The 25,405-nt window shown below is 34.7% G+C and carries 26 protein-coding genes and 1 tRNA gene; 15 read left to right on the plus strand and 12 right to left on the minus strand.

Annotated features, from left to right (window positions below; all coding sequences use genetic code 11):
- Nucleotides 1–22: 22 nt before the first annotated feature.
- The gene (locus LOK78_RS04095) at nt 23–865 is read left to right on the plus strand and encodes a universal stress protein (RefSeq protein WP_232633849.1); all 843 of its coding nucleotides are present in this window, start codon (nt 23–25) and stop codon (nt 863–865) included.
- Nucleotides 862–3,102: a SulP family inorganic anion transporter gene (locus LOK78_RS04100; protein WP_232633851.1), complete on the plus strand. Its 2,241-nt coding sequence runs from the start codon at nt 862–864 to the stop codon at nt 3,100–3,102. Before LOK78_RS04095 ends, LOK78_RS04100 begins: the two co-directional genes overlap by 4 nt.
- Here the strand turns inward: LOK78_RS04100 and LOK78_RS04105 are convergent.
- Nucleotides 3,068–4,849, minus strand: coding sequence for a sodium:proton antiporter (locus tag LOK78_RS04105; protein ID WP_232393685.1), 1,782 nt, complete (start codon nt 4,847–4,849; stop codon nt 3,068–3,070). The genes LOK78_RS04100 and LOK78_RS04105 overlap by 35 nt on opposite strands.
- A gap of 23 nt (nt 4,850–4,872) precedes the next feature.
- A complete protein-coding gene (locus LOK78_RS04110) occupies nt 4,873–5,232 on the minus strand; it encodes a DUF202 domain-containing protein (RefSeq protein WP_232633853.1) in 360 nt (119 codons plus the stop codon).
- A 161-nt stretch (nt 5,233–5,393) separates the two neighbouring features.
- Here LOK78_RS04110 and LOK78_RS04115 point away from each other — a divergent pair, with 161 nt between their 5' ends.
- The 3 genes from LOK78_RS04115 to LOK78_RS04125 all read left to right on the plus strand — a co-directional run bounded on the left by LOK78_RS04115 (nt 5,394) and on the right by LOK78_RS04125 (nt 9,911).
- Nucleotides 5,394–6,254, plus strand: coding sequence for an MBL fold metallo-hydrolase (locus LOK78_RS04115; RefSeq protein WP_166956869.1), 861 nt, complete (start codon nt 5,394–5,396; stop codon nt 6,252–6,254).
- A 20-nt stretch (nt 6,255–6,274) separates the two neighbouring features.
- The gene (locus LOK78_RS04120; RefSeq protein ID WP_232633855.1) at nt 6,275–7,885 is read left to right on the plus strand and encodes a S8 family peptidase; all 1,611 of its coding nucleotides are present in this window, start codon (nt 6,275–6,277) and stop codon (nt 7,883–7,885) included.
- A 220-nt stretch (nt 7,886–8,105) separates the two neighbouring features.
- The gene (locus LOK78_RS04125; RefSeq protein ID WP_232633856.1) at nt 8,106–9,911 is read left to right on the plus strand and encodes a M1 family metallopeptidase; all 1,806 of its coding nucleotides are present in this window, start codon (nt 8,106–8,108) and stop codon (nt 9,909–9,911) included.
- Between the two features lie 100 nt (nt 9,912–10,011).
- Here LOK78_RS04125 and LOK78_RS04130 read toward each other — a convergent pair whose 3' ends face one another.
- Nucleotides 10,012–10,647, minus strand: coding sequence for a hypothetical protein (locus LOK78_RS04130; protein WP_232633857.1), 636 nt, complete (start codon nt 10,645–10,647; stop codon nt 10,012–10,014).
- Nucleotides 10,648–10,849: 202 nt separating this feature from the next.
- On the opposite strand from LOK78_RS04130, the gene LOK78_RS04135 reads away from it, so the two are divergent.
- Genes LOK78_RS04135 through LOK78_RS04160 form a run of 6 tightly spaced genes read left to right on the plus strand, consistent with a single transcriptional unit; the run spans nt 10,850 to nt 16,228 of the window.
- The gene (locus LOK78_RS04135) at nt 10,850–12,250 is read left to right on the plus strand and encodes a nicotinate phosphoribosyltransferase (protein ID WP_232633859.1); all 1,401 of its coding nucleotides are present in this window, start codon (nt 10,850–10,852) and stop codon (nt 12,248–12,250) included.
- A complete protein-coding gene (gene pncA / locus LOK78_RS04140) occupies nt 12,247–12,852 on the plus strand; it encodes a bifunctional nicotinamidase/pyrazinamidase (protein WP_232393682.1) in 606 nt (201 codons plus the stop codon). The genes LOK78_RS04135 and pncA overlap by 4 nt, the downstream gene beginning before the upstream one ends.
- Nucleotides 12,853–12,897: 45 nt before the next feature.
- Complete coding sequence (rnpA, locus tag LOK78_RS04145; protein WP_232633860.1) at nt 12,898–13,275, plus strand: ribonuclease P protein component; 378 nt, start codon at nt 12,898–12,900, stop codon at nt 13,273–13,275.
- A 7-nt stretch (nt 13,276–13,282) separates the two neighbouring features.
- A complete protein-coding gene (locus tag LOK78_RS04150) occupies nt 13,283–14,932 on the plus strand; it encodes a S41 family peptidase (RefSeq protein ID WP_232633862.1) in 1,650 nt (549 codons plus the stop codon).
- A gap of 46 nt (nt 14,933–14,978) precedes the next feature.
- The gene (locus LOK78_RS04155) at nt 14,979–15,824 is read left to right on the plus strand and encodes an OmpA family protein (protein ID WP_053970809.1); all 846 of its coding nucleotides are present in this window, start codon (nt 14,979–14,981) and stop codon (nt 15,822–15,824) included.
- 8 nt (nt 15,825–15,832) lie between these two features.
- Entirely contained in the window at nt 15,833–16,228 is a 396-nt protein-coding gene (locus tag LOK78_RS04160) for a hypothetical protein (RefSeq protein WP_053970808.1), read from the plus strand.
- Nucleotides 16,229–16,297: 69 nt separating this feature from the next.
- Here LOK78_RS04160 and LOK78_RS04165 read toward each other — a convergent pair whose 3' ends face one another.
- The 3 genes from LOK78_RS04165 to LOK78_RS04175 form a co-directional block, all read right to left on the minus strand.
- Nucleotides 16,298–16,756: an SRPBCC domain-containing protein gene (locus LOK78_RS04165; RefSeq protein WP_232633863.1), complete on the minus strand. Its 459-nt coding sequence runs from the start codon at nt 16,754–16,756 to the stop codon at nt 16,298–16,300.
- 74 nt (nt 16,757–16,830) lie between these two features.
- Nucleotides 16,831–17,511 (minus strand): hypothetical protein, encoded by a 681-nt coding sequence (locus LOK78_RS04170; RefSeq protein WP_232633865.1) that lies wholly within the window; start codon nt 17,509–17,511, stop codon nt 16,831–16,833.
- Nucleotides 17,512–17,543: 32 nt separating this feature from the next.
- On the minus strand, nt 17,544–18,110 hold the full coding sequence (locus LOK78_RS04175; protein ID WP_232633867.1) for a hypothetical protein: 567 nt from the start codon (nt 18,108–18,110) through the stop codon (nt 17,544–17,546).
- 255 nt (nt 18,111–18,365) lie between these two features.
- Between LOK78_RS04175 and LOK78_RS04180 the strand changes: the two genes are divergently transcribed.
- Entirely contained in the window at nt 18,366–18,965 is a 600-nt protein-coding gene (locus tag LOK78_RS04180) for an MCP four helix bundle domain-containing protein (RefSeq protein ID WP_232633869.1), read from the plus strand.
- A gap of 74 nt (nt 18,966–19,039) precedes the next feature.
- Here LOK78_RS04180 and LOK78_RS04185 read toward each other — a convergent pair whose 3' ends face one another.
- The 3 genes from LOK78_RS04185 to rpiB are packed head-to-tail and all read right to left on the minus strand — an operon-like array spanning nt 19,040 to nt 20,837.
- Nucleotides 19,040–19,492 carry a GNAT family N-acetyltransferase gene (locus tag LOK78_RS04185; RefSeq protein ID WP_232633871.1) on the minus strand — a complete coding sequence of 151 codons (453 nt, stop codon included), beginning with the start codon at nt 19,490–19,492 and terminating at the stop codon, nt 19,040–19,042.
- Nucleotides 19,492–20,403 carry a cation diffusion facilitator family transporter gene (locus tag LOK78_RS04190; protein WP_232633877.1) on the minus strand — a complete coding sequence of 304 codons (912 nt, stop codon included), beginning with the start codon at nt 20,401–20,403 and terminating at the stop codon, nt 19,492–19,494. Before LOK78_RS04190 ends, LOK78_RS04185 begins: the two co-directional genes overlap by 1 nt.
- Nucleotides 20,403–20,837, minus strand: a complete 435-nt coding sequence (gene rpiB / locus LOK78_RS04195; RefSeq protein ID WP_053970803.1) for a ribose 5-phosphate isomerase B — start codon at nt 20,835–20,837, stop codon at nt 20,403–20,405. Before rpiB ends, LOK78_RS04190 begins: the two co-directional genes overlap by 1 nt.
- Before the next feature lie 579 nt (nt 20,838–21,416).
- Between rpiB and rnr the strand changes: the two genes are divergently transcribed.
- Genes rnr through LOK78_RS04210 form a run of 3 tightly spaced genes read left to right on the plus strand, consistent with a single transcriptional unit; the run spans nt 21,417 to nt 24,651 of the window.
- A complete protein-coding gene (gene rnr / locus LOK78_RS04200; protein WP_232633879.1) occupies nt 21,417–23,612 on the plus strand; it encodes a ribonuclease R in 2,196 nt (731 codons plus the stop codon).
- A complete protein-coding gene (locus LOK78_RS04205) occupies nt 23,613–23,912 on the plus strand; it encodes a heavy metal-binding domain-containing protein (RefSeq protein WP_166956839.1) in 300 nt (99 codons plus the stop codon). It abuts the gene before it with no gap.
- A gap of 58 nt (nt 23,913–23,970) precedes the next feature.
- A complete protein-coding gene (locus tag LOK78_RS04210) occupies nt 23,971–24,651 on the plus strand; it encodes a LysE family translocator (protein WP_053970800.1) in 681 nt (226 codons plus the stop codon).
- Between the two features lie 45 nt (nt 24,652–24,696).
- Here LOK78_RS04210 and LOK78_RS04215 read toward each other — a convergent pair.
- The 3 genes from LOK78_RS04215 to LOK78_RS04225 all read right to left on the minus strand — a co-directional run bounded on the left by LOK78_RS04215 (nt 24,697) and on the right by LOK78_RS04225 (nt 25,392).
- A tRNA-Cys gene (locus LOK78_RS04215) sits at nt 24,697–24,767 on the minus strand.
- A gap of 53 nt (nt 24,768–24,820) precedes the next feature.
- The gene (gene folB, locus LOK78_RS04220) at nt 24,821–25,183 is read right to left on the minus strand and encodes a dihydroneopterin aldolase (RefSeq protein WP_053970799.1); all 363 of its coding nucleotides are present in this window, start codon (nt 25,181–25,183) and stop codon (nt 24,821–24,823) included.
- Entirely contained in the window at nt 25,183–25,392 is a 210-nt protein-coding gene (locus tag LOK78_RS04225; RefSeq protein ID WP_166956835.1) for a zinc ribbon domain-containing protein, read from the minus strand. Before LOK78_RS04225 ends, folB begins: the two co-directional genes overlap by 1 nt.
- Between the last annotated feature and the right edge of the window lie 13 nt (nt 25,393–25,405).

Raw genomic sequence — 25,405 nt, forward strand, 5'->3', positions numbered from 1 at the left:
CAACATTAACAACCTTACAACCTTGAATTACTTTAATACCATAGGTATTGGTATTGCATTTTCACCCACCCTGAAAGCTAACCTTTATGAGGCTAGCCGATTAGCTTTGTTCTTTAAATCAAAATTGGTGCTTATTCATGTAGGTATCCATTCACACCGAAAGGAAAAGGATATTCAAAAAATACTGTCTCCTTTCATTGAAAAGAATCTGGACTTTGAAATCGTTTTTAAAGTAGGTGATCCCGCCGAAGTGATTCTAAACGTTATTCAAGAAAAACGCTTAGACCTAATTATTCTAGGAGCTTTAAAGCGAGAAAATATTTTGAAATACTATGTGGGATCCATCGCAAGAAAAATTACAAGAAATGCCAGTTGTTCGGTATTATTGTTAATCAAACCTTCTGTTGAACGCGTACCGTGTCAACATGTAGTCATCAATGGCCTTAAAGATGAAAAAGCTACGAAAACCATCTCTTATGGATTTTTTGTTGGCTCTAAATTAGGAGCTTCAAAGGTTACCGTTGTTGAGGAAATCACCCAACAGGAAGTTGCCGTCAATGTTAATGACGATCGCTCCCTTCGAAGAGCCAATATTGTCAAAGAACGCATCAGTATCCGTGAAAAATCTAGAGTCATAAAAATACTAGAGGAAACTCCTGAAGAATTCAAAAAGAACATAAAAATTAAAACTCAACCCATTTTTGGAAGGCGAGGTTATTCTATTGGGCATTATGCAGAAGTCGTTAGAGCCGATCTATTGGTTACCAACGCCCCAGACAAACTTACATTTTTGGATCGTTTATTCCCGCATGATATTGAGCATATCCTAACTGAGCTACCAACAGATGTTTTGATAATAAGATGACACCCAGAAAAGTACTTATAAAGGAATTCATCGGTGACCTACCCAAAAATATTTTCTCTGGGTTTGTGGTAAGTCTTATTGCGTTGCCTCTTGGTCTGGGATTGGCAATGGCTAGTGAAGCCCCTCCAATAGCAGGGGTTATAACAGCTATAGTAGGTGGTTTACTAGTTTCATTTTTTGGGGGAAGTCACATTACGATTACTGGTCCTGGGAATGGGTTGGTAGGCGTCCTTTTGGTTGCCATAACAACCCTAGGTATTGAAGGTGCTTATGCGGCAATCATTTTTTCAGGGGTGTTATTGATGATCTTAGGTTTTTTAAGGTTAGGAAAATTAGCTAATTTTTTCCCTTCGTCCGCCATACAAGGCATGTTGGCGGCCATTGGTCTTATCATTTTAGGCAAACAATTTCATATCATGTTAGCCCACAAAATTAAGCGTGAAGACACCATGGATTATTTGATTGAGATTCCATTTACTATCAATGACGCCATTCATTATGACAGTAAAGGTCTCATTTTTGCGGCCATTGTTGGAACAGTTAGTTTGTTTATCATGTTCTTTTATCCTAAGATTAGAAACAAATACTTTCAATTGGTACCCGCTCCCATGTGGATTGTATTACTATCCATTGGATTGAGTTATTATTTTGAACTAGTTCTTCATGAAAATAATCCTATTGATAAAAACTATATGATTTCGGGAATCCCACATATCGATGAGATTATCACTAAGATTCCAAAAATAGATTTTTCACAATGGGCTACCCTCGACTTTTGGGATAGTGTGGTATCCTTAACTTTAATTGCCAGCATCGAATCTTTATTGAGCATTAAGGCTGTGGATAAATTAGATCCTAAGAAAAGACGATCTAATGTCAACAAAGACTTAAAAGCATTGGGATTGGCTACCGTAGGAAGTGGTTTTCTAGGAGGCTTGAATGTAGTGACTGTTATTGCTCGAAGTTCAGTAAATGTAAATAACGGAGGTTCAAATAGATCTTCCAACTTCTTCCATGCCTTGTTTATGCTATTGTTTATTGTTCTTTTTAGTTCTGAAATGGCACGAATTCCACTACCAGCCTTAATGGCTATTTTGGTGTTTACAGGCTATAAGTTGGCCTCTCCAGACACTATTAAAAAAGTATTTTCAATAGGTAAAGAACAGTTCATCATTTTTTTTGTGACTTTGATTATCACCTTAAAGGTTGGTCTTATATCTGGAATTTTAAGTGGGGTGGCCATGACCCTGATCATTCATATAGTAATTAATAAAAACCTCAGTCTTTTTACAAGAAACCTTATTAAACCTAATGTTTTAATGTACAAAGAGGAATCAGGAAATGGTAGTTTTTTTGTTAGCGTTAAACACTTCTGTAGCTTTTTAAATTATTACAAGCTTAAAGACAAATTAGATGCCATTCCAGAGGACTGTGATGTGGTGTTGGACTTTTCTATGTGTGAATTTGTAGATCATACTGTAATGGACAACATCAGTAGTTATCAAGAGCTTTTCGCAAAAAAAGGAGGTAATTTTGAAATTATTGGTCTGGATATGCATGATGCCGAATCCAAGCATCCTTTTGCATTAAGACGTCTATTGACCGATTCCGGACTCATTGGTAGCAATCTTACCAAAAGGCAAAGAGACCTTATTCAAACCTCTGATCGATTTGGTTTGGAATACCATGCTGAAAAAAACAGAGAAATTTCCTTTTTATATGACTTTCATTATTTCAATACCAAACAAGTTAATTATATCTACAATAGACTATCCAACGAGAATAATTCACTGAATTTATTTGATGTAGAATATTTTGAAGGCGAACTAATTGCCAAGGAAGTGATTAGAAGCACCATGCTGCATATTAGCCTAAATGATGAAATACCTTCATTTACACTTGACAAGGAAGGATTCTTGGAGCGGGTTTATTCCTTAGCGGGTCTCAAGGATATTGACCTCAAAGATTATCCTGATTTTTCAAAGAGGTTTTATTTAAAAGGCGACGATGAAGAAGGAATTACGAACTTCTTTGGTAAGGACCTTATTCAGTTCTTTGAAAGCAATAATTATTATCATGTGCAGGCCGACGGAGCTCACCTTTTAATCTTCAATAAGGAACGACTAGCGACAATTAAGGAAATGAAAATCCTTTTGGATTTTGGAAAACGACTCAAAGAAGTCATTGAAACCAAAACTCATACTACTTCGCAAACGGAAAGAAATACGGAATTATAAAGGAGGCTGCTAACCAAATAATGATGTTTAAAGGCGTTCCAACCTTTAAAAAATCTGAGAACTTATAATTTCCCGGAGCATACACCATGGTATTGGTAGGATAACTCATAGGCGTCATAAATGTCAAAGAACAGGCAAACATAACTGCAACCAAAAAGGGGCGTTCACTAACACCCATTAAGGCAGCCAAACTTATCACAACAGGAGTCATTAAAGCAGCAGTGGCCTTACTGGAAATTAAATTGGTTGATAAAAAAGTGACCAAATACAAAACGCTCAATGTGACATGGGCATTATATTGTCCCAAACTGGCTTGAATGCCATCAGCAATCAATTGGGCACCACCTGTTTTCTCCAAAGCTGTTCCCATAGAAAGCACACCTGCTACCATAAATATGACCTTCCACTCCACTGCTTGATAGGCCTCTTTAGGTTTTAAAATACCCAAAAGAATCATCAATAAGGCACCAACCATTCCACTTATTAAAATGGTCGTTATATTCAATGCGGCTGTCAAGACTACCAAAACACCAATAATAATCGCTGGAATGGCCTTCTTTAAGTCTACTCGTTTTTTTTCATGTTCTGTAAGTCTAACAATTCTGTTCTTAACCTCTAGTTGTTTAATATCCTCTTCCTTTCCTATAATCAAAAGCATATCCCCCTCTTTAAGATTAACTAAAGATAGTTTATCATACATTACCTCTCCCCTTTGCCTAATAGCAATTACCGAGCAATTAAAACGTCTTCTAAAATGAAGTTCTTTTAGGGAGTTGCCCATTAAGTCAGAACCAAAAGGTATAATTACCTCATAAATATGATAGCCTTGAGAATCTTCATTTCCACTGGTAACCAATTGAGCGCCACTTATCTTGATACCATCAACATCCAATAATCGGTTTAAGGTTTTTGGAATCGCAATAACTTTTAGTGTATCACCTTTAAATATTTTGGTCTCTGACGAAAACTCATGAATTAAAATGCCGCCTCTCAAAATAGATAGAATATTGATATTGTATTCTTTAACCAAGTCTGAATTTGCAATGGACTTCCCAACATCTTTACATTCGTCGCTTATAATCAATTCCGTGATATAATTTTCGGCATTGATGGTAAAATCTTCTTCCACTTCTCTTTTCTTCGGAAGTAAAAGTGGACTGAAAACAAACAAATAAGTAAAGCCAATGGCCATTAAGCACAATGCTGCCAGACTGAACTCAAACATTCCAAAAGCTTCTACTCCATATTTTTTTGAATAACTGCTCACCAAAATATTAGTAGATGTGCCTATCAGTGTACAAGTGCCTCCAAACAAAGCTGCAAAGGAAATAGGCATAAGCAATCGGCTAGGTTTGATATTCGCTTCTTTACAAACAGTAAGGGCAATGGGCAATAACAGAGCAACTACCGCCGTATCATTTATAAAAGCAGAAAACACTCCTGATATCAAACAGAAAATGATAAGCGCCATGACATAATTTACCTTGGCAATTCGGATAATACTGTAACTTAAATTATCTAAGATTCCCGATTTAAAGATTCCAGCACTTAACACAAAAATACATCCCAAAGTTAAAGTTGCAGGATGATTAAATCCAGAAAAACCCTCTTCAGGGGTCAAAACACCCGCTACAATAAACATGGCCATAATAAGGATTGACGTGGTGTCTATGGTAAAGTAATCCCGAACAAACAAAAAAACGCCAACAATAATAATTGCAAACGTTATGATCAGATCTATGTTCATAGGTAATAAGAATTAAATCTCAATTAGGAATCATGTTGTTTTTGTTTGCTTTGAGATAAATAATACAACCGCTTCAAACTTTTTTTAAGAAGTATAAACCGATAAATTCCAATCACAAAAAATATAAAACTAAACCCTAGGGAAATGAATGCCACATATTTAAAATCGGCATAATTTTTAAGTTGAAAGAATGCCATAGCAGCAAGTAAAAGATAAAGTGAGGACCTTATGTAGGAAAGCAAGGTACGTTCGTTTGCCAATCTAGTGCGCTCAATGGCCAAATAATCTCTCAGGATAATCTGCTCATCCGGTTTAAAATCCCTTCCAAACCTAAGCAGTTTCATCTCTTTTATCTTCAACGGGTTTTTAACTGATGGTTTCATAAGAATCCTTTTCTATAAAAATAAATGTTTTTTTCTTCCCTTAAAAACCATCACCCTGTAATGACTCTTTTGTAATGTTAAAATAGGGCTAATATCTTATTGTTCAAACTAAAAAATAGGGGATGTTTTAGTAATTTGCAGATGAATTAATTTACACCATTATGAATTTATACCCAATTAACGCCGGGAACTTCAAATTAGACGGCGGTGCCATGTTTGGGGTTGTTCCAAAATCCATTTGGAGCAGAACCAATCCTTCAGATAGCAATAATATGATTGATATAGCAGCGCGATGCCTTCTTATTGAAGATGGAAACCGCTTGATTTTGATTGATACCGGAATGGGAGACAAACAATCAGACAAATTTTTTGGTTACTACTACCTATGGGGAGACGATTCTATTGATAAGGCTCTTAAAGAACATGGATTTCACCGAGATGATATTACTGATGTTTTTATGACACACTTACATTTTGACCATTGTGGTGGGAGTATTCAATGGAATAAAGACCGAACAGGTTACGAACCAGCCTTTAAGAATGCTACTTTTTGGAGCAACCAAGATCATTGGAAATGGGCCACAGAACCTAATAGAAGAGAAAAAGCTTCTTTCTTGACTGAAAATATTCTTCCTATGCAGGAAAGCGGACATTTGAAACATGTCTCACTTCCTGAGCAGGATATCCTAAAATCGTCAGAATTGGGATTTGACATTTTCTTTGCAAATGGTCATACAGACAAGCAAATGATTCCTATGATTCACTATCAAGACAAAACCATTTGTTTTATGGCCGATTTGTTACCTACTGTAGGTCATCTACCTCTTCCTTTTGTCATGGGGTATGATACTAGGCCGCTCTTGACTTTAGACGAGAAAGAAAAGTTTCTCAATTTGGCAGCAAGTAACAATTATTACTTATTTTTGGAGCACGATGCACACAATGAAATCATTACAGTTCAAAACACGGATAAAGGTGTAAGAGTCAATGAAGTATTTAGTTGTGATGACATATTTAACTAATTAAAAAATTATTCAAAAAAATGAGAGTATTAAAACCTGTATTGTTTTCAGCAGTTGCTGCCGCAATTCTTTCTAGTTGCGGTTCTGGTATTGATATTGTTTCTACACCAATTGAAAACGTTGACACAACCCCTCTAAAAGTCTCAGAACTTACCGAAAGTGAAAAACACAATTGGGGCCATTTGGATTTGGTGAAAGACACCATTCCTGGTATGAGTGTGGATAAAGCATATTCAGAAATTATTAAGGATAATAAAGGACAAACCGTAATTGTTGCTGTTATAGACAGTGGTATTGATATCAACCACGAAGATTTGGATGGTGTGGTTTGGACCAATGAAAAAGAAATTCCTGGAAACGGTATCGATGATGATAAAAACGGATATGTTGATGATGTACACGGATGGAATTTCCTAGGTGATGGTTACGATGAGCAATTGGAATATGTAAGAATCTTGGCTAAAGGAGATACGTCTCACCCAGATTTTGAAAGAGCCAAAGAAGAATATGAAAAAGAATATCAAAAAACTGTTGCTCAAAAAACACAATACGAACAAATATTCAAACAAGTAGAAGCAGCAGACAAAGCCATTGCAGCTCATTTGGGTAAAAAAGATTACACACCAGAAGATGTAAATGGCATTACTTCTACCGATGAAGAATTAAACCGCTATGTAAGCATGATGAAATACATGTACAGCAATGGTTTGGATTCTGCTGAGGCAGCATTAGAAGAATTGCAAGGAGGTTTGGATTACTTCTCTGATAAATTGGATTACAACCTTAACAAGGATTTCAATGGTAGAAAAACAGGAGATAACGTTGATGACCTGACTGATGTAGGGTATGGAAACGGAAATGTAACTCCTAGTGAAGAAGGTGAAAGCCACGGAACTCACGTAGCTGGTATCATTGCTGCAGAACGTAACAATGGTTTAGGAGCTAACGGTGTTGCAAACAATGTGAAAATTATGAGCATCAGAGCGGTTCCTAACGGAGATGAGTATGACAAGGATATCGCTTTGGCTATCAGATATGCAGTTGATAATGGTGCTAAAGTAATTAACGGAAGTTTTGGAAAATACTACGCAACCCACAGTGATTGGGTGAGAGATGCTATTGCATATGCAGGAGAACACGATGTGGTTTTTGTAAATGCTGCAGGTAATGAAGGTATTGACTTAGACAAAAAAGCATGTTATCCAAACGATCAAGTCGATAACGGTCCAGAAGTTTCAAACACTTTCATTACAGTTGGTGCTTTGGCTCCTAAATATGGATCTAATATGGTTGCAGGTTTTTCTAATTACGGAAAAATCAATGTGGATGTTTTTGCACCAGGAGCAAGTGTGTATTCAACAGTACCATTTAAAGATCAATATGATACAAAAGGAGGAACTTCAATGGCAGCTCCAGCTGTAGCAGGAGTTGTTGCTTTGGTTCGTTCTTATTTCCCTAATTTGACCGCAGCACAAGTTAAAGATGTCATCTTGAGCTCTGGTTTACCTATCAACACTAAAGTTGTTGTAGGAGGTGATGCTAATGATGTTAGACCTTTTGGAGATCTATCAAAAAGCGAAAAAATGGCTAATGCCTACAACGCTTTAATCGTAGCTTCTAAGATAAAATAATCTTATTTTAACCTATACTAAAAGCCCATCCGTTTGGATGGGCTTTTTTTATCTTGAATCAAAAATAGCATTCATATTCCTTCATACTTTATCTCGTGGATGCCTCTAATAAAGTCTGAGGGACATTGAATTTTAAATAAATTAACTTTTTATAGAAGTGGCATTTTACAAAAAACCTATAAATTGCTTCCCGATTATTTTTTAACATTTGATATTTTTTATGAAACAGACACTTTTTCTCATCTTGCTTAGTTTTTCTCTAAGTTCATTTGCAAAAATAGACCCACCTGTCGAACAGCCTAAGGCTGGTTATTGGCAACAACACGTGGATTACAAAATGAATATCGATATGCATGTGGACAACTATCAATACGATGGTACACAAACCTTGGTGTACACCAATAATTCTCCAGATGTGTTGAATAAAGTATTCTATCATCTTTATTTTAATGCCTTCCAACCCGGAAGTGAAATGGATGTACGTTCACGCACTATTGCTGATCCAGATTCTAGAGTTGGAGATCGCATTAGCAAATTAAAGGAAGACGAAATCGGTTTTATAAAAGTATCTTCTTTAAAACAAAATGGCACAGACCTTACCTACAATGTAGTTGGAACTGTTTTGGAGGTTGATTTAGCAAAGCCTATCCAACCTGGGGAAAAAGTAACCTTTGATATGGTTTTCAATGCACAAGTTCCTGTACAAATTCGTCGTTCTGGAAGAAACAACAAAGATGGCGTTGCTCTTTCCATGACCCAATGGTATCCTAAAATGGCAGAATATGATGATGAAGGATGGCACGCAGACCCTTACATTGGACGTGAATTTTACGGTGTTTGGGGTGACTTTGATATATCCTTGACGATTGACAAAGATTATGTTGTTGGCGGAACAGGATATCTTCAGAATCCAGAAGAAGTTGGTCATGGTTACCAATCTGGAAAAGCTAAAAAAGTAAAAAGGAAAACCTTGACTTGGCATTTTGTAGCGCCAAATGTACATGACTTTACTTGGGCGGCAGACCCTGAATATGTTCATGATAAACTTCAAGTAGAAAATGGCCCTATGCTCCATTTCTTCTACAAAGGAGCAGATTCCATTCAAGAAAACTGGAAAAAACTTCAGCCCAAAGCAGCTGATCTTATCACTTTTTATAGCAATCATGTGGGGAAATACCCATACAAACAATACTCTGTGATTCAAGGTGGTGATGGTGGTATGGAGTATGCTATGTGTACTTTAATAACTGGAGGCAGTAAATTAGGTGGTCTTATTGGTACCACTGCTCACGAAATGGCTCATACTTGGTTTCAGTTTTTGTTGGCTACCAATGAAGTACGTCACGAATGGATGGATGAAGGTTTTACCAGCTATATCAGTGATGTCGCCATGAATGAAGTGATGGATGAAGGCAAGGAAAATCCTTTTTCCAATGCCTATAAATACTACGTATATTTGGCAGCCTCTGGAAGAGAGCAACCTCTTACCACCCATGCAGACCGTTATGCTTTCAACCAAATTTATAGTTTGGCCGCTTATGTTAAAGGTGAGGTCTTTTTAGCCCAATTGGGTTATGTTATGGGTGAAGAAAACCTCAACAAAACCATTAAACAGTATTTCGATGATTGGTCATTCAAGCATCCAAAACCTATGGATTTTATTCGTGTGGCAGAGAAAGTATCAGGTTTAGAACTGGATTGGTATTTGGTTGATTTTGGACAAACAACCAACACCATTGATTATGGAGTAAAAGAAATTGCTGGCAAAGAAGTTACTTTGGAGCGTATTGGGTTAATGCCTATGCCTATGGATCTTACAGTAACCTACACCGATGGTTCAACCGAAGATATATACATTCCTTTACGCATTATGCGCGGTGAAAAACCAACAGACGCAACTATTATGTCAGATTGGGCTTGGGCCTACCCTACATATACCTTTACTGCTAAAAAAGAGGTTCAGTCTGTTGCCATAGACCCTAAAGGAAGGATGGCAGATGTGAATCCGGAAAACAATGAAAAGTAACTCTCTTGAGATCAAATTTTAAAAACCCACATCGTTTGATGTGGGTTTTTTTCTGATTTGGGTGTTTTTTCAAACCTAACCTAGAAATACAATTTAATCTTTATATCAACTCTTTATCATCGACAATTTCAGGTTCCTCACCTCTGTATGAATTAATGTAAATTAAATAGCAAGTGCTTAACCTAACGTAATCATCCGTAAAAAACTCAAGATCAATTAATTCATCAAGGATTGTCTTACTAGTAAAAGCCTTAGCTATTACCTTTTCAAACTTCAGCTTTAATTCAACAATCTCCTTATTGTCAGCATTTTTCAATAAAATTTCCATCGGACAACTATCATAAATAATTAATGTAATAAGGTCATCTGAATTTAGGAATCTAATAAAATGATCGTCAATTTTTTGATTCTTAATTCTTGCTTTAAATTCCTCTTTATTATTAAGCTCTTTTAATAAAATTTTATACCCATTTTGAGATTTATTAGGTAGAATTTTAGAGTCAATAAGTGAATTTTCAAATTTTGAAATACTATCAAAAATATTTAGATCTATTTCAGAAAAAATTTCATTGGATTCTTTGAAAAAATTAATTTGTGAGTTTAATTTCTTCTCTACTTTTTCATTTATACAATTAATTAAGTCTGTTTGATAATCTTTATTTTCTTCAGAACAAGAAAATAAAATTAAAACAAATGAACTATATGTTAATTTTATAATTGACCTTACCAATTTCATATGCTTATACACCTCCTTAAAAAGCCTTTAAAATTTGATTTTTAAATGACCTTATTCAAAAAATAAGTTTTTTAAATAATTTAGAATATACTACAAATTTTAATCTTGGAATCACATATTAATTCTAAAAATCCATCAATATATGTATCTTTATGCTAATAACATATTCCTTATTTTTTAAAGATTCACCTAACATACCTCTATGAATTTATCCTCTGGTCTTTATACCGATTTATATCAGCTTACCATGGCGCAATCTTACTTTCTCCATGGAAAGCATAACACCGTGGCCACTTTTGATTATTTCTTTAGAAAAAACCCATTTGAAAGTGGTTATGTTCTATTCTGCGGTTTGGAGCAAGTTTTAGATTGGCTTGAGGAAGTGTCTTTTTCCAAAGATGATCTGGCCTACCTCAAGGATCAAGGTTTTAGAGAAGACTTTTTGGAATACTTGGGTGGGTTCTCCTTTAGAGGACATATAAAAAGCATGGAAGAAGGCCAAGTGGTTTTTCCCTTTGCCCCTATTCTATCGGTTACGGCCTCTGTGGTAGAGTGCCAAATTATTGAAACATATTTGCTCAATATTCTTAACTTTCAATCGCTGATTGCTACCAAGGCGAGTCGGGTTCGTTATGTGGCAGGAAAACAAGCCATCCTTTCAGAGTTTGGCTTGCGCCGTTCCCAAGGTTATGCTGGATTATTGGCTTCAAGAGCTGCCTATATTGGCGGGTTTGATAGTACCTCTAATGTATTGGCAGGAAAGGAATTTGAAATTCCCATTTCTGGTACCATGTCCCACGCGTTTATACAGTCTTACGATGACGAATTAACAGCCTTTATGGCCTATGCCGAGACCTTTCCTGATAATTGCACCTTATTAGTAGATACTTACAATACCTTAAAAAGTGGCATGCCTCATGCAATTGAAGTAGCTAAACATTTAAAATCAAAAGGACATCAATTGGCTGCCATAAGATTGGATAGTGGTGATTTGGCGTACCTATCGCGAACTTGCAGAAACATGCTGGATTCTGCAGGTTTTCCTGAGGTGAAAATCGCAGCCTCAAACCAATTGGACGAGCATGTGATAAGAAGTTTGAAGGAACAGGAAGCCGCTATAGACATTTATGGCGTGGGAACAAATTTGGTAGTTGGTCGCTCTAACGGTGCACTTGACGGGGTTTATAAACTGTGTAGTTTTGATGGGATTCCACGAATCAAAATTTCAGAAAACCTTAAAAAAATGAATCTTCCTGGATCAAAGCAGGTATATCGTTATTTGAATCCTAATGGGCTTTATATGGGAGATGCTATTGCCATGGAAACAGAACAAACACCCAATGAAATGGTACATCCATTTGAACCCCATAAAGCTATGGCTATTGCATCAGAACAAGGGAAACCCATGTTGCGCGAAGTTATGAATCAAGGTAATAGATCCATAGCCAAAAAAAGCACTCAGGAAATCGCAGAAATGGCTAAACAAAACTTACAGTTACTTCCTCGTGAACACAAACGTTTTGATAATCCGCATGTTTATAAAGTGGGTATAAGTAGAGCCGTAGAAGTACTAAGAGATGACCTAAAGAATCAAAAGAAATGAAAGCGTTAATACTTGTTGACATACAGAATGATTTTTTACCTGGTGGTTCTTTGGCCGTTCCAGAAGGAGACACCATCGTTCCCACTGTAAATCAATTGCAAAACCAATTTGACCTGGTGGTAGCCACTCAAGATTGGCATCCTTCAAACCACTTGAGTTTTGCCTCCAATCATGATGGTTTAAAACCGTTTGATATGATTGATCTTTTTGGAATTAAACAAGTATTATGGCCAGACCACTGTATTCAAGGAAGTAAAGGATCGCAGTTTTCAGAAACTCTTGATATGAATGCTGTTTCTGCTATTTTCAGAAAAGGTATGGATCCAAAAACAGACAGTTACAGCGGTTTTTTTGATAATGGTAGACGCCATCATACAGGACTTTCAGCCTATTTAAAATCAAAAGGCATCAAACAGGTTTATGTTTGTGGATTAGCGGCAGACTATTGTGTTTACTACACCGCCAAAGATGCACAGAGTGAAGGGTTTGAAACCTATTTTATAAGCGATGCTACCAAGGCTATTGCTCAAGAAACTTTAGATTTTGCTCTTAAGGATTTAAAACAGCATCAAGTAAAAATAATAAGTACCAAAGACCTTTAAACTCTTTTATCTTATTTATAAATCAGACATGCCTACCTTTGCCTCATGAATCATACCTATCCCAAGGCTGAAAAACTAAAAAGCAAAAAATTGATTGAAGCCCTTTTTTCTGAAGGAAAAAGTGTTTCTGCCTATCCCCTTCGGATGGTTTACATAAAAACCCATTTTGAAGATAACATTCCTTGTAAAGTAGGTGTTTCTGTATCCAAAAAAAGATTTAAAAAAGCCGTAGACAGAAACCACATAAAACGCTTGTTAAGGGAAGCTTATCGATTAAATAAATGGGATATATTTAACAACATTGACGAGCAATATGCGTTTATGATTTTGTACATTGGGAAAGACAAACTAACTTTTCATGAAATAAATGACCTTTCTAAAAAGTTGTTTTCCAAATTTTTAAAACACATCCATAAAGATTAGTCCTGCTATGAAACGATTATTAAAGACCCGTATCATAATCCCCATACTGGCATTAGCTATTTTGGTTACTGCCTCCTCCTTTAAAAATGACTTCTTTGAAGTAGCTAAACAATTGGAAATCTTCACCACCTTGTTTAAGGAAATAAACATGAGTTATGTAGATGAGACCAATCCAGCCGATTTGATGGACAAAGCTATTAAAAGCATGTTGGAAGATTTGGACCCCTACACCCAATTCTATAATGAACAGGATGTAGAAGCTGAAAAGATAAGGCGCACTGGAGATTACACAGGAATTGGTGCCAAAGTAAGGGTTTTGAAAGATAAACTTTTGATTGTGGAACCCTACCAAGGATATCCTGCCGATAAAGCAGGTCTAAAGGCAGGAGATGAAATTATCAAGGTAAACAACACCGTTGTAGCTGACTTTAAGGACGATGCTGGGGAGCTTTTAAAAGGGGCAGCTAATAGTTCGGCCAATGTGACCTATGTAAGACAAGGAAAACAATACACCACCGAAATCAAACATTCTGAAATTGAAATTGATGCGGTGCCCTATTTTTCTATGATCAATGATAAAACAGGCTATATTGTTTTGAATGCTTTTAATACAAAAGCTTCTGCACAAACCTCTTATGCACTTAGGGATTTAAAGGCTCAAGGAGCCAAAAAAATAATTTTGGATTTAAGAGGAAATCCAGGAGGGCTTTTGCATGAAGCAGTTAACATTGTGAACTTATTTGTGCCAAAAGGTCAATTGGTAGTAACGACCAAATCCAAAGTGGAAAAATTCAATAGAACCTATTACACTTCTAAAGATCCAGTTGATACAGAAATCCCATTGGTTGTTTTAATCAACGGCAGTAGTGCCTCGGCGAGTGAAATTGTATCTGGTTCCCTTCAGGATTTGGATCGCGCCGTTATTGTAGGTTCTAGAAGTTTTGGAAAAGGATTGGTGCAACGTCCCAAACCTTTAACTTATGGTACCCAATTAAAAATAACCATTTCACGCTATTACACGCCTTCTGGTCGCTGTATTCAAGCGTTAGATTATTGGCATAGGGACGAACAAGGAAATGCAGTAAGAATTGACAAAAAGAACTACAACGAATTTAAAACCAAAGGAGGTAGAAAGGTATATGATGGAGGTGGTGTACAACCAGATGAAGCTATGGAAATTAGTAAGAATTCTGCGGTCACAGATGCCATTTTAAATGATTTCCTGATTTTTGATTATGCAACCAACTATTATTACAAACATCCCAATCTAGAAAACATCGGTCAATTTAAATTAGGCGACTCTGATTTTGAGGATTTCAAAAAATATCTTAAATCAAATGACTTTTCCTTTGTAACAGAAACAGAAAAAGCACTAAGTGAAGTTCATAAAAAAGCCATAAAAGAAGATTTAGAGGATAATATCAAAAATGAATACAACCAATTGTTGAAAACCTTAAATAGCTCTAAGGAGCTTGCTATCAATCAAAATAAGGATCAAATACTATCTCTATTAACCGACGAAATAGTAAAACGCTACGTTTACAGAGAAGGTTTGTATGATTATTATAAAAATCATAATCCCGAAATAAAGAAATCAACTGAGATTCTTTCAAATTTGGAGACGTATTATGATTATTTGAGATTGAAGAAGGGTTAATTTTTAATAATTTACTATATTTAATTGCTATTATCCGTAGCATACAATGAAAAACCTACTCTTTATATGGATTTTTGTTTGTAGTTTCAATGCCTTAGCCCAAAAGGAATTTAACCATGTGGTCTATTTTGAAACTGATCAATTTGATGTTCCTGAAACTGAAAGAAGCAGGTTATTACTTTTTATTTCAACTTTAGACACCGTAGATATAGAGCGTGTTTCTATTTATGGTTTTTGTGATGATCGTGGAAGCACCAACTACAATCTGGATCTGTCTCAGAAACGTGCCAATTCCATTAAAACCATATTTTCAAACAACGAATTGGACGATTCCAAAATAAGCAACGTTGATGGTAAAGGTGAAATTCTACTTAAAGTTGTTCAAGAAGAAAATGTTGAGAAAATCCGTGGTTTGAACCGAAAGGTTGAAATTATCGTGCATCCCTATGATCCTCCTCGAAAAGAAAAGAAAACGACACCGGAAGAGGCTCAAGAATTTCGGGAAATTATCAATGGTGATTTAAAAACTGGCGATAAAGTAACTTTAAACAATATTTTGTTTAAAACAGGTTATACGACACTGTTACCAGAATCCAAGCCCGTACTGGATGATATCGCTAAGGTTTTAATAGAACGTGATGATATTTACTTTACCATTCAAGGCCATGTTTGCTGTACCAAATACAGTAGGGATGCGGTAGATAGAAAAACAAAAAAACGCAATTTATCCCTAGCTCGTGCCAAGTATATTTATGATTATCTAGCCAAAAGTGGTGTTGATAAAAAACGTATGAAATATGTGGGACTTCGTCGCAAATTTCCACTTGGTGGCGAAGCTAAATTTGACAGAAGAGTCGAAATTTTAATTACCTATGTTGGCGACAACAATTAATTTTCTCAATGAATAAATTTTTAAATCACTACTTGACCGAAATATTGGTCATTCTACTTACCATATTTCTTACTTTTCTATATACTAAAGGTACTTTGAACGAACAAGCCATGTTGATTCTTTATGGTTTAAGTACCATGTTTTTTGCAAACAAAGCACTGGACCAATCTATTGATAGGTTGGTTTTACAATCGTATGTGGTTATTTGTTTATGTATTTTGGTCTGTGCCCTGTTTCTATTTTATCACAACAGAACCATCTTAAGTATTATTACCATTCTTAACTTTGCATTTCTTGTTTATTTCGCCTTTAAGTCTTCAAAATTAGATCAATCCAAAGCTTTATACCGAAGTTTTATTATCAAGCATTTACTTGTAGGATCTTTATGCTCCATCCTATTATAAAAAGGATATCCCTTTTTGAATTCCGAGGTTAAATAATATATTCTCGATTCATTAGAACCTACAAAAAATCTAGTTTTCCGAAAGTTCTTTGAGTTTTTTTAAAGCCTTTGGCCAAGTGGTATTAAAATAGTCCTGAAAATCTTCAGTCATATCACATTCAACCGTTACTGTTGTCACTCCATTTTCCTCTTGAAAGGAATAATTTTCCAATCCGCCCGCCCATTTCTCAACGTCTGGGCCTTCAGTGATTTCTTTGTCGCCATCCAAAATTCCGTAATGACGAATGGAAATAAATTTGTGTGGGATATTGTCTGCAATTTCTGAGACCATGCCTCCTTTTTTGCCATTCTCATCGGTCCCAACAAAGAGAATTTTAGATCCCTTATCCCAACTTCCCTCATAAGTGGAAGTGGGATTAAATTCAGCTGTCCAGAGGTTATAAGTTTCGATGTTATTTAGACCAAGCATGGTGTTATACACTTTCTCTGCTGGGGCATTAATATCTAAAGAGTATTGCAACTTTTTCATGATTTATGTTTTTAGTAAATGATCCCTTTTATCAGGCCAGTATAAAGTTAGTTAAAAGATTAAACAACAATACTTTACAAGTATTTATTTTCAAATACTTCCCATTCATACATTTCTCCAAATTCGTTAAGTGATTTAGGTTGGATATCCAATCTGAAGATTTCTTTCTTACTCTTCTCTTGGGATATATTTCCAGTTTCCGAGGTTAATATTCCTTTTATAAAGTCAAACTTATCACTTTCAAAATCACCACTAGCTGAATGTACACCAACCGATTCAGCTAAAATAAGTTCCATTTGGTTATTTCTAAATTCAAAGGTATAAGACTGATGTGATCGTGTATATTGATAAAAAATATTCAGCCATCCATTTTTGATTGATAATTCAGGTTCAAGATAATTAACCATGCCACCCTCATCCCCTCTCGCTATGAACTCATTATTTTGAATGACAACCGTTTGTTTACTGTCTTGATTGAATAAGACCAGAATAACTCTAGGTTTGCTTTTAATTAATTTACAATTAGAACATTCTTTAACCTGCATACTATCTTTTGATTCTAGAATGATAGCTACATCATCTAAACCATCCTTATTTAAGTCTCCTGTTGATTGCGCTAAAATTTTCCAATCTGGATGTTTCTCAATTCCATTTAAATTCTCTCCTATAAAATTGGGACAATTGGATCTGTCTCTTTGAGCAAATCCAAACATATAAAAGGCAAAAAATAATATTGTTAAAATTTTAATTTTCATGACTTAAATTTCATTTTTAAGGTCTAAGATTATCAAGAAATCCAAGTACTTACAATTTTATCAATGGTCCAGTTTTCATTTTCATTTTTCTTTATATAGATTCTAAAACCAACTCCATTAAGAGTCCCCATGGAATAACCTACATTCAAAACACCATTGTTTTTTGTTTTATTAAATGATATGCTACTAAAATCCATTTCGGCGGCTATGAAGTAATCATCATTGGGTCTCCATAACTCATTTTCACCGGAAAATTCTGAACGATATTTAAACCTAATTTTCTTATTTTTTGATTTTAATTTATTCACATCAATTCTGTAATTTGATCCATATTTTGTGTCAATTGAATCTGAGACAATTAAGAAGATTAGCGATTCATCCCTTTCTACAGAATCTTTCATTCGTTCCCATTTTCTCATTTTAACCTTATACATATCGCTATTCTTATAGTCATCAATATCCTTTTTATATTCCTCTTTTTCGAAAAAATCAGGTGACGGTGGAGGTGGTGGAAGAATTCTTCTATCATAAAAGATAGAATCTATAATTGATGGCGCTATTTCATAAAAAACAGCTTGCTCAAATTCAGTTTGAGACAAAATTTTATCTTGTTTACAGCTCCAAAAAGAACATGACAAAATTAGGAATATAAGGTATTGTGCTTTACACATACATAAACCAACAATTAACAGCATTTAGCCAGCCTAACAATCTAAATTAAGAAACAAGAGGCAAAAAACACTTCTCTAATAAGTAAATAATAGGAAAATCTCCGCTTACTTCGATTTATAGCTATTCTTTATAAGGTTTTTATATTTTTGTGTAACACACAAACTACTTTAAAACAATTATTTATGACGCTCTTCAATAAGCTAAAATGGATCCTAGGAATATTAATGGTCTTTGTTCTTATAATTACCACAAACTTAATAGATAAGAACAATTTTGTAAGAGTTCGTGATTCGGTTGTTACTATTTATGAAGATAGGTTAATTGCCAGTGATTTAATTTTTGACATGCTCAAATTAGTACAAGAAAAGGAATTGGCTGTAGTAGCCTCTGATTCTAGCTTTTTTGTATCTCAGAATTCTAAAGTAAATGCTGATTTACAATCTTTAGTAAATCGATTTGAGCAAACAAAACTGACCACAGAAGAGTCAAAAGTTTTCAAAGAGCTAAAAAATAATATGGAATCATTGATGGATTCTGAAAGTCAGTTGAAAGATTCCAATACCTCTAACCATTCGAAAATTCTAAATGATATTTCAGTTTTAAAACACAATCTAACCGACCTATCAAAAATTCAACTTAACGAAGGCAGTAAACAAATGTCCATTAGTAAACAAGCTGTTGATACCGTTGAATTATTTACTCATATTGAAATTTATTTATTGGTATTTCTCGCCATAGTTATTCAAATCATTGTTATGTATAACCCAAAAAAGAAATCGTAAATCTGATTTTTATAGACGCTATTTACAGCAATTAAGAGAGCCTTGGAGTAGTTTTGAGAGAATTCAATAATGTATTAAGCTTCAAGCTTTCTATACATTGCCATATGAGGAATACCATCTTCCAAGTAGGTATCACCTTCCTCAATAAACCCTAGTTCATTATAGAATTTTTTAAGGTAACATTGGGCAGATATTTTTATCGTTCTTTCATCAAAAACCTCTTCGATGGCTAGAATAGAAGATTTCATAATGTCTTTCCCAAAACCAAATTGTCTGAAAGATTCTTTAACTACTACCCTACCAATACTAGAATATTCGAAATAATCACCTGGTTTAAAAAGTCTGGTATAAGCTACCAATTGGTTCTGATAATAACCCAAAACATGAAGTGCTTTTTGATCCTTTCCATCAATATCTTGATATACGCAATCCTGCTCCACCACAAAGACTTCACTTCTTAATTGAAGCAAATCATATAGTTCTTTGGTTTGCAACTCATCAAAAGTCTTTATTTGAATCTCTAGCATTAGTCTTGTACTATGACTTCTTTAGGGTCGTTTTTATCAAATTCTGGTTGAATGGTGACATGATTGATATCAAATTTCTCATGCAGCTCCATCTCTATTCTGTGAAGAAGTTCATCAAATTCGGTGATCGACATATTTTCTTCTAAATCTAAATGTGCTTCCAAATGAAGTTCGTGATCGCTCAAATTCCAGATATGCACATGATGTAGTTTTTTTACTTTAGGCAACTTATTAACAGTGCGCACCACTTCTTTGATATCAATATAATCTGGGGTAAACAACATAAGCATTCGAGTAGAGGATTTAAGCAAATCAAATCCCACCCAAATAAGGTAAAGAGCTATTAACAAAGTTAACAAACTATCCACCCAAAATAACTCATAGTACTTCATCAAAAGACCACCTACCAAAACCGCTACGCTAGCCAACATATCAGTTAATAAATGTAGATAGGCCGATTTGAGATTGAGATTGTGATTGGAATCCTTCTTTAAAAGCAAGACACTAAACCCATTAAAGGCAATTGCCAAGATTGCTAGCCAAATAACCAAACCAGAATCTATGGTTTGCGGATCTTGAAACCTATGAATAGCTTCTTTAATTAATATAAAAGCAACAATGATAAGGGTTGATGCATTTACAAAAGCGGCCAAAATTTCGGCTCTTTTATAACCAAAAGTTCTATTAAACGAAGCTTTTTGTTTACTTAGTTTTGAAGCTATATAACTTACAATAAGTGAAATGACATCACTAAAATTATGGAGCGCATCACTTAATAAGGATAAACTTCCAGAAACCAGACCTCCCACTACTTGAGCTGCAGTAATCAAAATATTAAGAACAATAGAAATCATCAGATTCCTATCCTTAGTATCTTTGGTTATATGGTTATGTGAATGTTGGTGCCCCATTAACAGGAAACAGGAATTTTGTCAATTCTATTTTGGTGTCTTCCACCTTCAAAGGCTGTTTCCAAAAAGACATCGACCATTTCCAACACCTGAGGCAAAGCCGTAAACCTTGCTGGAATACTTAAAATATTAGCATTATTATGCTCTCTTGCTAATTGAACAATTTCCTTATTCCAACATAAGGCAGAGCGAACACCCTGATGTTTATTAGCTGTCATATTAGCCCCATTTCCACTACCACATATAATGATACCAAAATCAACTTGTCCCTTTTCAACATCATTAGCAACAGGGTGTATAAAATCAGGGTAATCAACACTACTATTGGAATCGGTTCCATAGTTAGTAACTTCTATACCTTTACTTTTAAGGTGCTCAATAACAGCAAATTTATAATCGGTTCCAGCGTGATCGTTTCCAATAGAGATTTTCATAGTTTTGGCAAATAAATTAAGGCTGTAAAGGTACAAAATGTGGTAAAACGCCCCTTCAAAACTGTTTACAAATTTTATAGGTTGTTAGTTACTGTTGTTATTAGTATTCATAACTTGTTAATAACTGTTAATTTCTTTCTAAAAGAAAAATTTTCAAAAGTCAATTAAATTTTCAAACAGAATTTAAATCCTGATATCAAAAAAATAACTCTACAATTTTTAGCTAAGTTATCAGCAGCTAAATTTTTAATATCAACACCCATTTCTTTAACAATTTATTAAGATGAAACTATTAACATGCGTTCTCAACAGTTGTTAATAGTATTTAAAATTAAGCTAATAATGAACTATTTAAATCAATAACCTTTGTTAATTAATTATTAATAGAACGTAAACTATGTGTTTTCAAAATATTTTTTAAAAAAGTTATTCTAACTATTAACAAGCAATAATCATTATCATTATTCTTTTAAAAAATTTAAATAAGAAAAATAAATATGATATTAAATGTGGATAAACTTTTAATGAAAGCTCTTTTCTTAATATATTAAACAGTAGATTTGTTTGAATCAGTTTTTTATGGCTAGAAAGAAAAGGAAAAGAAATAGCTCAGGTGGTATAGGTAATTTGGCCCAAACTATTTTGAGTATTCTTAAAAAGGAACGAAATAAAACCTTCAATTATAAACAAATTGCGGCTAAACTTGGAGTTAATGATGCCAGTAGCCGGAATCAAATTATAAAGAAACTAGCGCAACTTAAAGCGAAGCAAGAGATTGAAGAAGTAGAAAGAGGCAAGTTTAAAGCTGTTATTACTACTCAATACTACTCTGGAATTTTAGATATTACTGCAAAAGGATCTGGTTATATTATTTGTGATGACTTTGAGGATGATGTTTACGTGGCATCTAATAATGTAAACAAAGCATTAGATGGTGATGAAGTTGAGTTTTATCTATACAAAAGAAGAAAAAGAGGGAAGCTAGAAGGGGAGATTACCAACATAATTAAGCGTAAGAAAAGTGAATATGTTGGAGTCGTGCAATTACATAGCAATTATGCCTTTGTCATACCTGATAGCAACAAAATGTATAAGGACATTTTTGTACCTATCAATAAAACTAATAAGGCTGAAGATGGGGATAAAGTATTGGTTTCTCTTGAAGATTGGCCTGAAAAAGCAGATTCTCCTTATGGGAAAATCCTAAAAGTTTTAGGAAAACCAGGAGACCATCAGACGGAGATCCATTCCATTTTAGCTGAATATGGGTTGCCTTATGAATTTCCTCATGAGGTTGAAGAGTTTGCAAGTAAAATTGATACATCCATTTCAGCTGAAGAAATAGCAAAAAGAAGGGATATGCGTGAAACCCTCACGTTTACAATTGATCCCAAAGATGCTAAGGATTTTGATGATGCGCTTTCATTTCAAGTATTGGATAATGGACTCTATGAAATTGGTATTCATATTGCCGATGTATCGCATTATGTCCAGCCTGATACCGTTTTAGATGAAGAAGCTTATGAACGTGGTACCAGTATTTATTTGGTAGATAGGGTAGTACCAATGCTTCCTGAAGTGTTATCTAATTTTGCTTGTTCCCTAAGGCCACATGAAGAAAAATTTACTTTTTCAGCAGTATTTCAATTAAACGATAAGGCTGAAGTTAAGAACCAGTGGTTTGGAAGAACTGTAACTTATAGCGATGCTCGGTTTGCTTATGAAGAAGCTCAAGCTATTATAGAAACGAAATCTAATAACATTCCTGAAGAGGTCTCTCTTACTGGAAAAGCCTATACAGCAGATCAATCTATTGCTGATGCCATTTTGAAATTGGATGATTTGGCTAAAATTATGCGAAGTAAACGCATGAGTCAAGGAGCTATTTCTTTTGATAAAGTGGAGGTAAAGTTCAATTTGGATGAAGAGAATAATCCAGTTGGTGTTTTCTTTAAGAGCAGTAAGGATGCCAATAAATTGATTGAGGAATTCATGCTTTTAGCCAATAAAAAGGTTGCAGAGTTTGTAGGTAAAAAATCACCTAAAAAAACGTTTGTTTATCGTATCCATGACGAACCAGATGATTCCAAATTAGCGGCTCTACAAAACGTAGTTGGTAAGTTTGGGTACAAACTTAACTTCAAGGATAGAAAGAGTACCACAGCCTCTTTAAATAACTTATTAAAAGATGTGGTTGGTAAGAAAGAACAGAACCTGGTAGATACACTTACCATAAGAAGTATGAGTAAGGCAGAATATTCAGTGTTTAACATTGGTCATTACGGATTGGCTTTTGAATATTACAGCCATTTTACATCTCCTATTAGGAGGTATCCAGATGTGATGGCACATCGCTTATTGCAACACTATTTGGATGGTGGTAAATCAGTAAGTGAAGAGGTGTATGAAGATAAGTGTAACCACTGTAGCAGTATGGAATATTTAGCAACCCAGGCAGAACGGGATTCCATCAAATACATGCAAATTAAATTTATGCAGGATCATAAAGATGAAGAGTTTGCAGGTGTAATTTCTGGGGTTACCGATTGGGGTGTTTATGTAGAAATAATTTCAAATAAATGCGAAGGTATGGTTCGAATTCGTGATATCAGTGATGATTATTATGAATTTGATGAAAGCCAATTTGCAATCATCGGAAGGGAAACCAAAAACATGTATCAATTGGGTGATGAAGTAGTGGTTAAAGTGAAAAATACCGATTTGGTTAAAAAGCACTTGGATTTTATTTTGTTGGGTAAATTAGAAGATCAATAAATGATATTAAGCACAACCAATAGCATTGAAGGCCATCAAATTATTGATTATTTAGGTATTGTTACAGGGGTATCGGTAAATGCCCAAAAGACTACATTCACCTTTAAAAAGGAAACCTATTTTGCTTCCTTGGAAGAAAGTATAAATGAAGCAAAGGAAGAAGCCTTTCAAAAATTAAAGGAAAATGCCTCCAAACTGTCTGCTAATGCTGTTGTAGGAATAAAAATAGATATAGAAACGTTTCCTCAAAGTACCTTTTTATTGGTTTCTATTACGGGTACTGCTGTAAAGGTTCAATAACTCTTCTTAGGGTACCATATATTTTTTCTAACTTTGTTAGAAAGTTTTTCAGGGTTTTATGTTAGATGACATTTTAGCGGCCATTCCATTTGGTATTCTCTTATCATTTACCATTGGTCCGGTCTTTTTTGTTCTGTTGGAAACCAGTGCTACCAAAGGATTTAAAAGTGCGGTTATTTTTGATTTTGGAGTATTACTGGCCGATGTTTTATTCATTTTAGTTGCCTTTTATAGTACAACCAAACTCCTTGATAAAATAAAGGATGACCCTAATTTTCTTGTTTTTGGAGGCGTTCTATTGGCTGTTTATGGCTTTATTTCCTTTATAAAAACTTCCAAATCTTTTAGGGAAATAGTGAGAGAATATCATAGGGTAGAAATAAAAAAGAACTTCAAAAAACTATTCCTCAAAGGGTTCTTACTTAATTTTATAAACATTGGAGTGCTTTTAGGATGGTTGGGTTTTATTGTCATAGGAAATTCATTGACTGAAACCAATCAGGATTTATTTGTCTTTTTAGCTACCATTTTAGCTACCTATTTTTTAGTAGATCTAGTCAAGATTTCTATTGCTAAAACTTTAAAAAACAGATTGAATCCTCGTGCTATTTTTAAAACCAAAAAAATAGTCGCTTTGGTTATTATGGGATTTGGCCTTCTTTTATTGGCACAAGGTTTTTTCCCGAAAGAAAAGGAGATGATCAAAGAGAAATTCGAACAAATCAACCCACTTGACTGATAAAAAATAAAAAAAGCTCCTAATAAATTATTAGGAGCTTTCTTGAGGCGTCTAGCGGATTCGAACCGCTGTAGATGGTTTTGCAGACCACTGCCTAGCCACTCGGCCAAGACGCCATTAAAATGGATTGCAAATGTAACAAAAATTACCTTTTTACCCCATTTACCATTTATTTTTTCTTCTTTTCGGTCATTTTTATTGTAACCATTTCAACATCACCTCCAATAGGCGGATTTAATTTACTGACCCAAACCGTTGCTTTTTTAACAAGTTTATCTTCTTTAAGGATGCGCTGTAAGATACGTTTGGCTACCGTTTCAAGTAAGTGGGATGGTATTTTCATCTCTTCTCTAACGACCTTATTTAAAAAAACATAATCCACTGTATCAGATAGTTGATCTGTTTTAGAAGATTTTTTTAAATCAGCTTCAATTTCCAAATCCACACGATAATCACTACCAATTTTGGTTTCTTCCTTCAAGCATCCATGATGCGCAAAGACCCTGATATTTTGTAATGTTATGACTCCCATTAGTTTGTAAATAAATCAAAAATATTACTTAAAGCACTGGTTTTGGCTTTGTAAAATTCGGTATAACTACATCTTTTGCAGGTTATGGAAGTATATTTTTGATTTTGTACATCAAAAATTTTGGAGAGTGTACCTCCAGTAGCTCTCAATTGCCCAAGTTGATATGTTTTGTTTGAACATTTAGGACAGGTATAATTGATATGAGACATGGCTTTTAATTTT

The organism is Mangrovimonas futianensis (assembly GCF_021245805.1).
Taxonomy (GTDB): domain Bacteria; phylum Bacteroidota; class Bacteroidia; order Flavobacteriales; family Flavobacteriaceae; genus Mangrovimonas; species Mangrovimonas futianensis.

Bases quoted from the DNA above. Each gene is read 5' to 3' on its own strand.
- LOK78_RS04100 (WP_232633851.1), top strand. From the start codon at position 862: ATGACACCCAGAAAAGTACTTATAAAGGAATTCATCGGTGACCTACCC.
- LOK78_RS04105 (WP_232393685.1), bottom strand. From the start codon at position 4,849: ATGAACATAGATCTGATCATAACGTTTGCAATTATTATTGTTGGCGTT.
- LOK78_RS04110 (WP_232633853.1), bottom strand. From the start codon at position 5,232: ATGAAACCATCAGTTAAAAACCCGTTGAAGATAAAAGAGATGAAACTG.
- LOK78_RS04115 (WP_166956869.1), top strand. From the start codon at position 5,394: ATGAATTTATACCCAATTAACGCCGGGAACTTCAAATTAGACGGCGGT.
- LOK78_RS04120 (WP_232633855.1), top strand. From the start codon at position 6,275: ATGAGAGTATTAAAACCTGTATTGTTTTCAGCAGTTGCTGCCGCAATT.
- LOK78_RS04125 (WP_232633856.1), top strand. From the start codon at position 8,106: ATGAAACAGACACTTTTTCTCATCTTGCTTAGTTTTTCTCTAAGTTCA.
- LOK78_RS04130 (WP_232633857.1), bottom strand. From the start codon at position 10,647: ATGAAATTGGTAAGGTCAATTATAAAATTAACATATAGTTCATTTGTT.
- LOK78_RS04135 (WP_232633859.1), top strand. From the start codon at position 10,850: ATGAATTTATCCTCTGGTCTTTATACCGATTTATATCAGCTTACCATG.
- pncA (WP_232393682.1), top strand. From the start codon at position 12,247: ATGAAAGCGTTAATACTTGTTGACATACAGAATGATTTTTTACCTGGT.
- rnpA (WP_232633860.1), top strand. From the start codon at position 12,898: ATGAATCATACCTATCCCAAGGCTGAAAAACTAAAAAGCAAAAAATTG.
- LOK78_RS04150 (WP_232633862.1), top strand. From the start codon at position 13,283: ATGAAACGATTATTAAAGACCCGTATCATAATCCCCATACTGGCATTA.
- LOK78_RS04155 (WP_053970809.1), top strand. From the start codon at position 14,979: ATGAAAAACCTACTCTTTATATGGATTTTTGTTTGTAGTTTCAATGCC.
- LOK78_RS04160 (WP_053970808.1), top strand. From the start codon at position 15,833: ATGAATAAATTTTTAAATCACTACTTGACCGAAATATTGGTCATTCTA.
- LOK78_RS04165 (WP_232633863.1), bottom strand. From the start codon at position 16,756: ATGAAAAAGTTGCAATACTCTTTAGATATTAATGCCCCAGCAGAGAAA.
- LOK78_RS04170 (WP_232633865.1), bottom strand. From the start codon at position 17,511: ATGAAAATTAAAATTTTAACAATATTATTTTTTGCCTTTTATATGTTT.
- LOK78_RS04180 (WP_232633869.1), top strand. From the start codon at position 18,366: ATGACGCTCTTCAATAAGCTAAAATGGATCCTAGGAATATTAATGGTC.
- LOK78_RS04185 (WP_232633871.1), bottom strand. From the start codon at position 19,492: ATGCTAGAGATTCAAATAAAGACTTTTGATGAGTTGCAAACCAAAGAA.
- LOK78_RS04190 (WP_232633877.1), bottom strand. From the start codon at position 20,403: ATGGGGCACCAACATTCACATAACCATATAACCAAAGATACTAAGGAT.
- rpiB (WP_053970803.1), bottom strand. From the start codon at position 20,837: ATGAAAATCTCTATTGGAAACGATCACGCTGGAACCGATTATAAATTT.
- rnr (WP_232633879.1), top strand. From the start codon at position 21,417: ATGGCTAGAAAGAAAAGGAAAAGAAATAGCTCAGGTGGTATAGGTAAT.
- LOK78_RS04205 (WP_166956839.1), top strand. From the start codon at position 23,613: ATGATATTAAGCACAACCAATAGCATTGAAGGCCATCAAATTATTGAT.
- LOK78_RS04210 (WP_053970800.1), top strand. From the start codon at position 23,971: ATGTTAGATGACATTTTAGCGGCCATTCCATTTGGTATTCTCTTATCA.
- folB (WP_053970799.1), bottom strand. From the start codon at position 25,183: ATGGGAGTCATAACATTACAAAATATCAGGGTCTTTGCGCATCATGGA.
- LOK78_RS04225 (WP_166956835.1), bottom strand. From the start codon at position 25,392: ATGTCTCATATCAATTATACCTGTCCTAAATGTTCAAACAAAACATAT.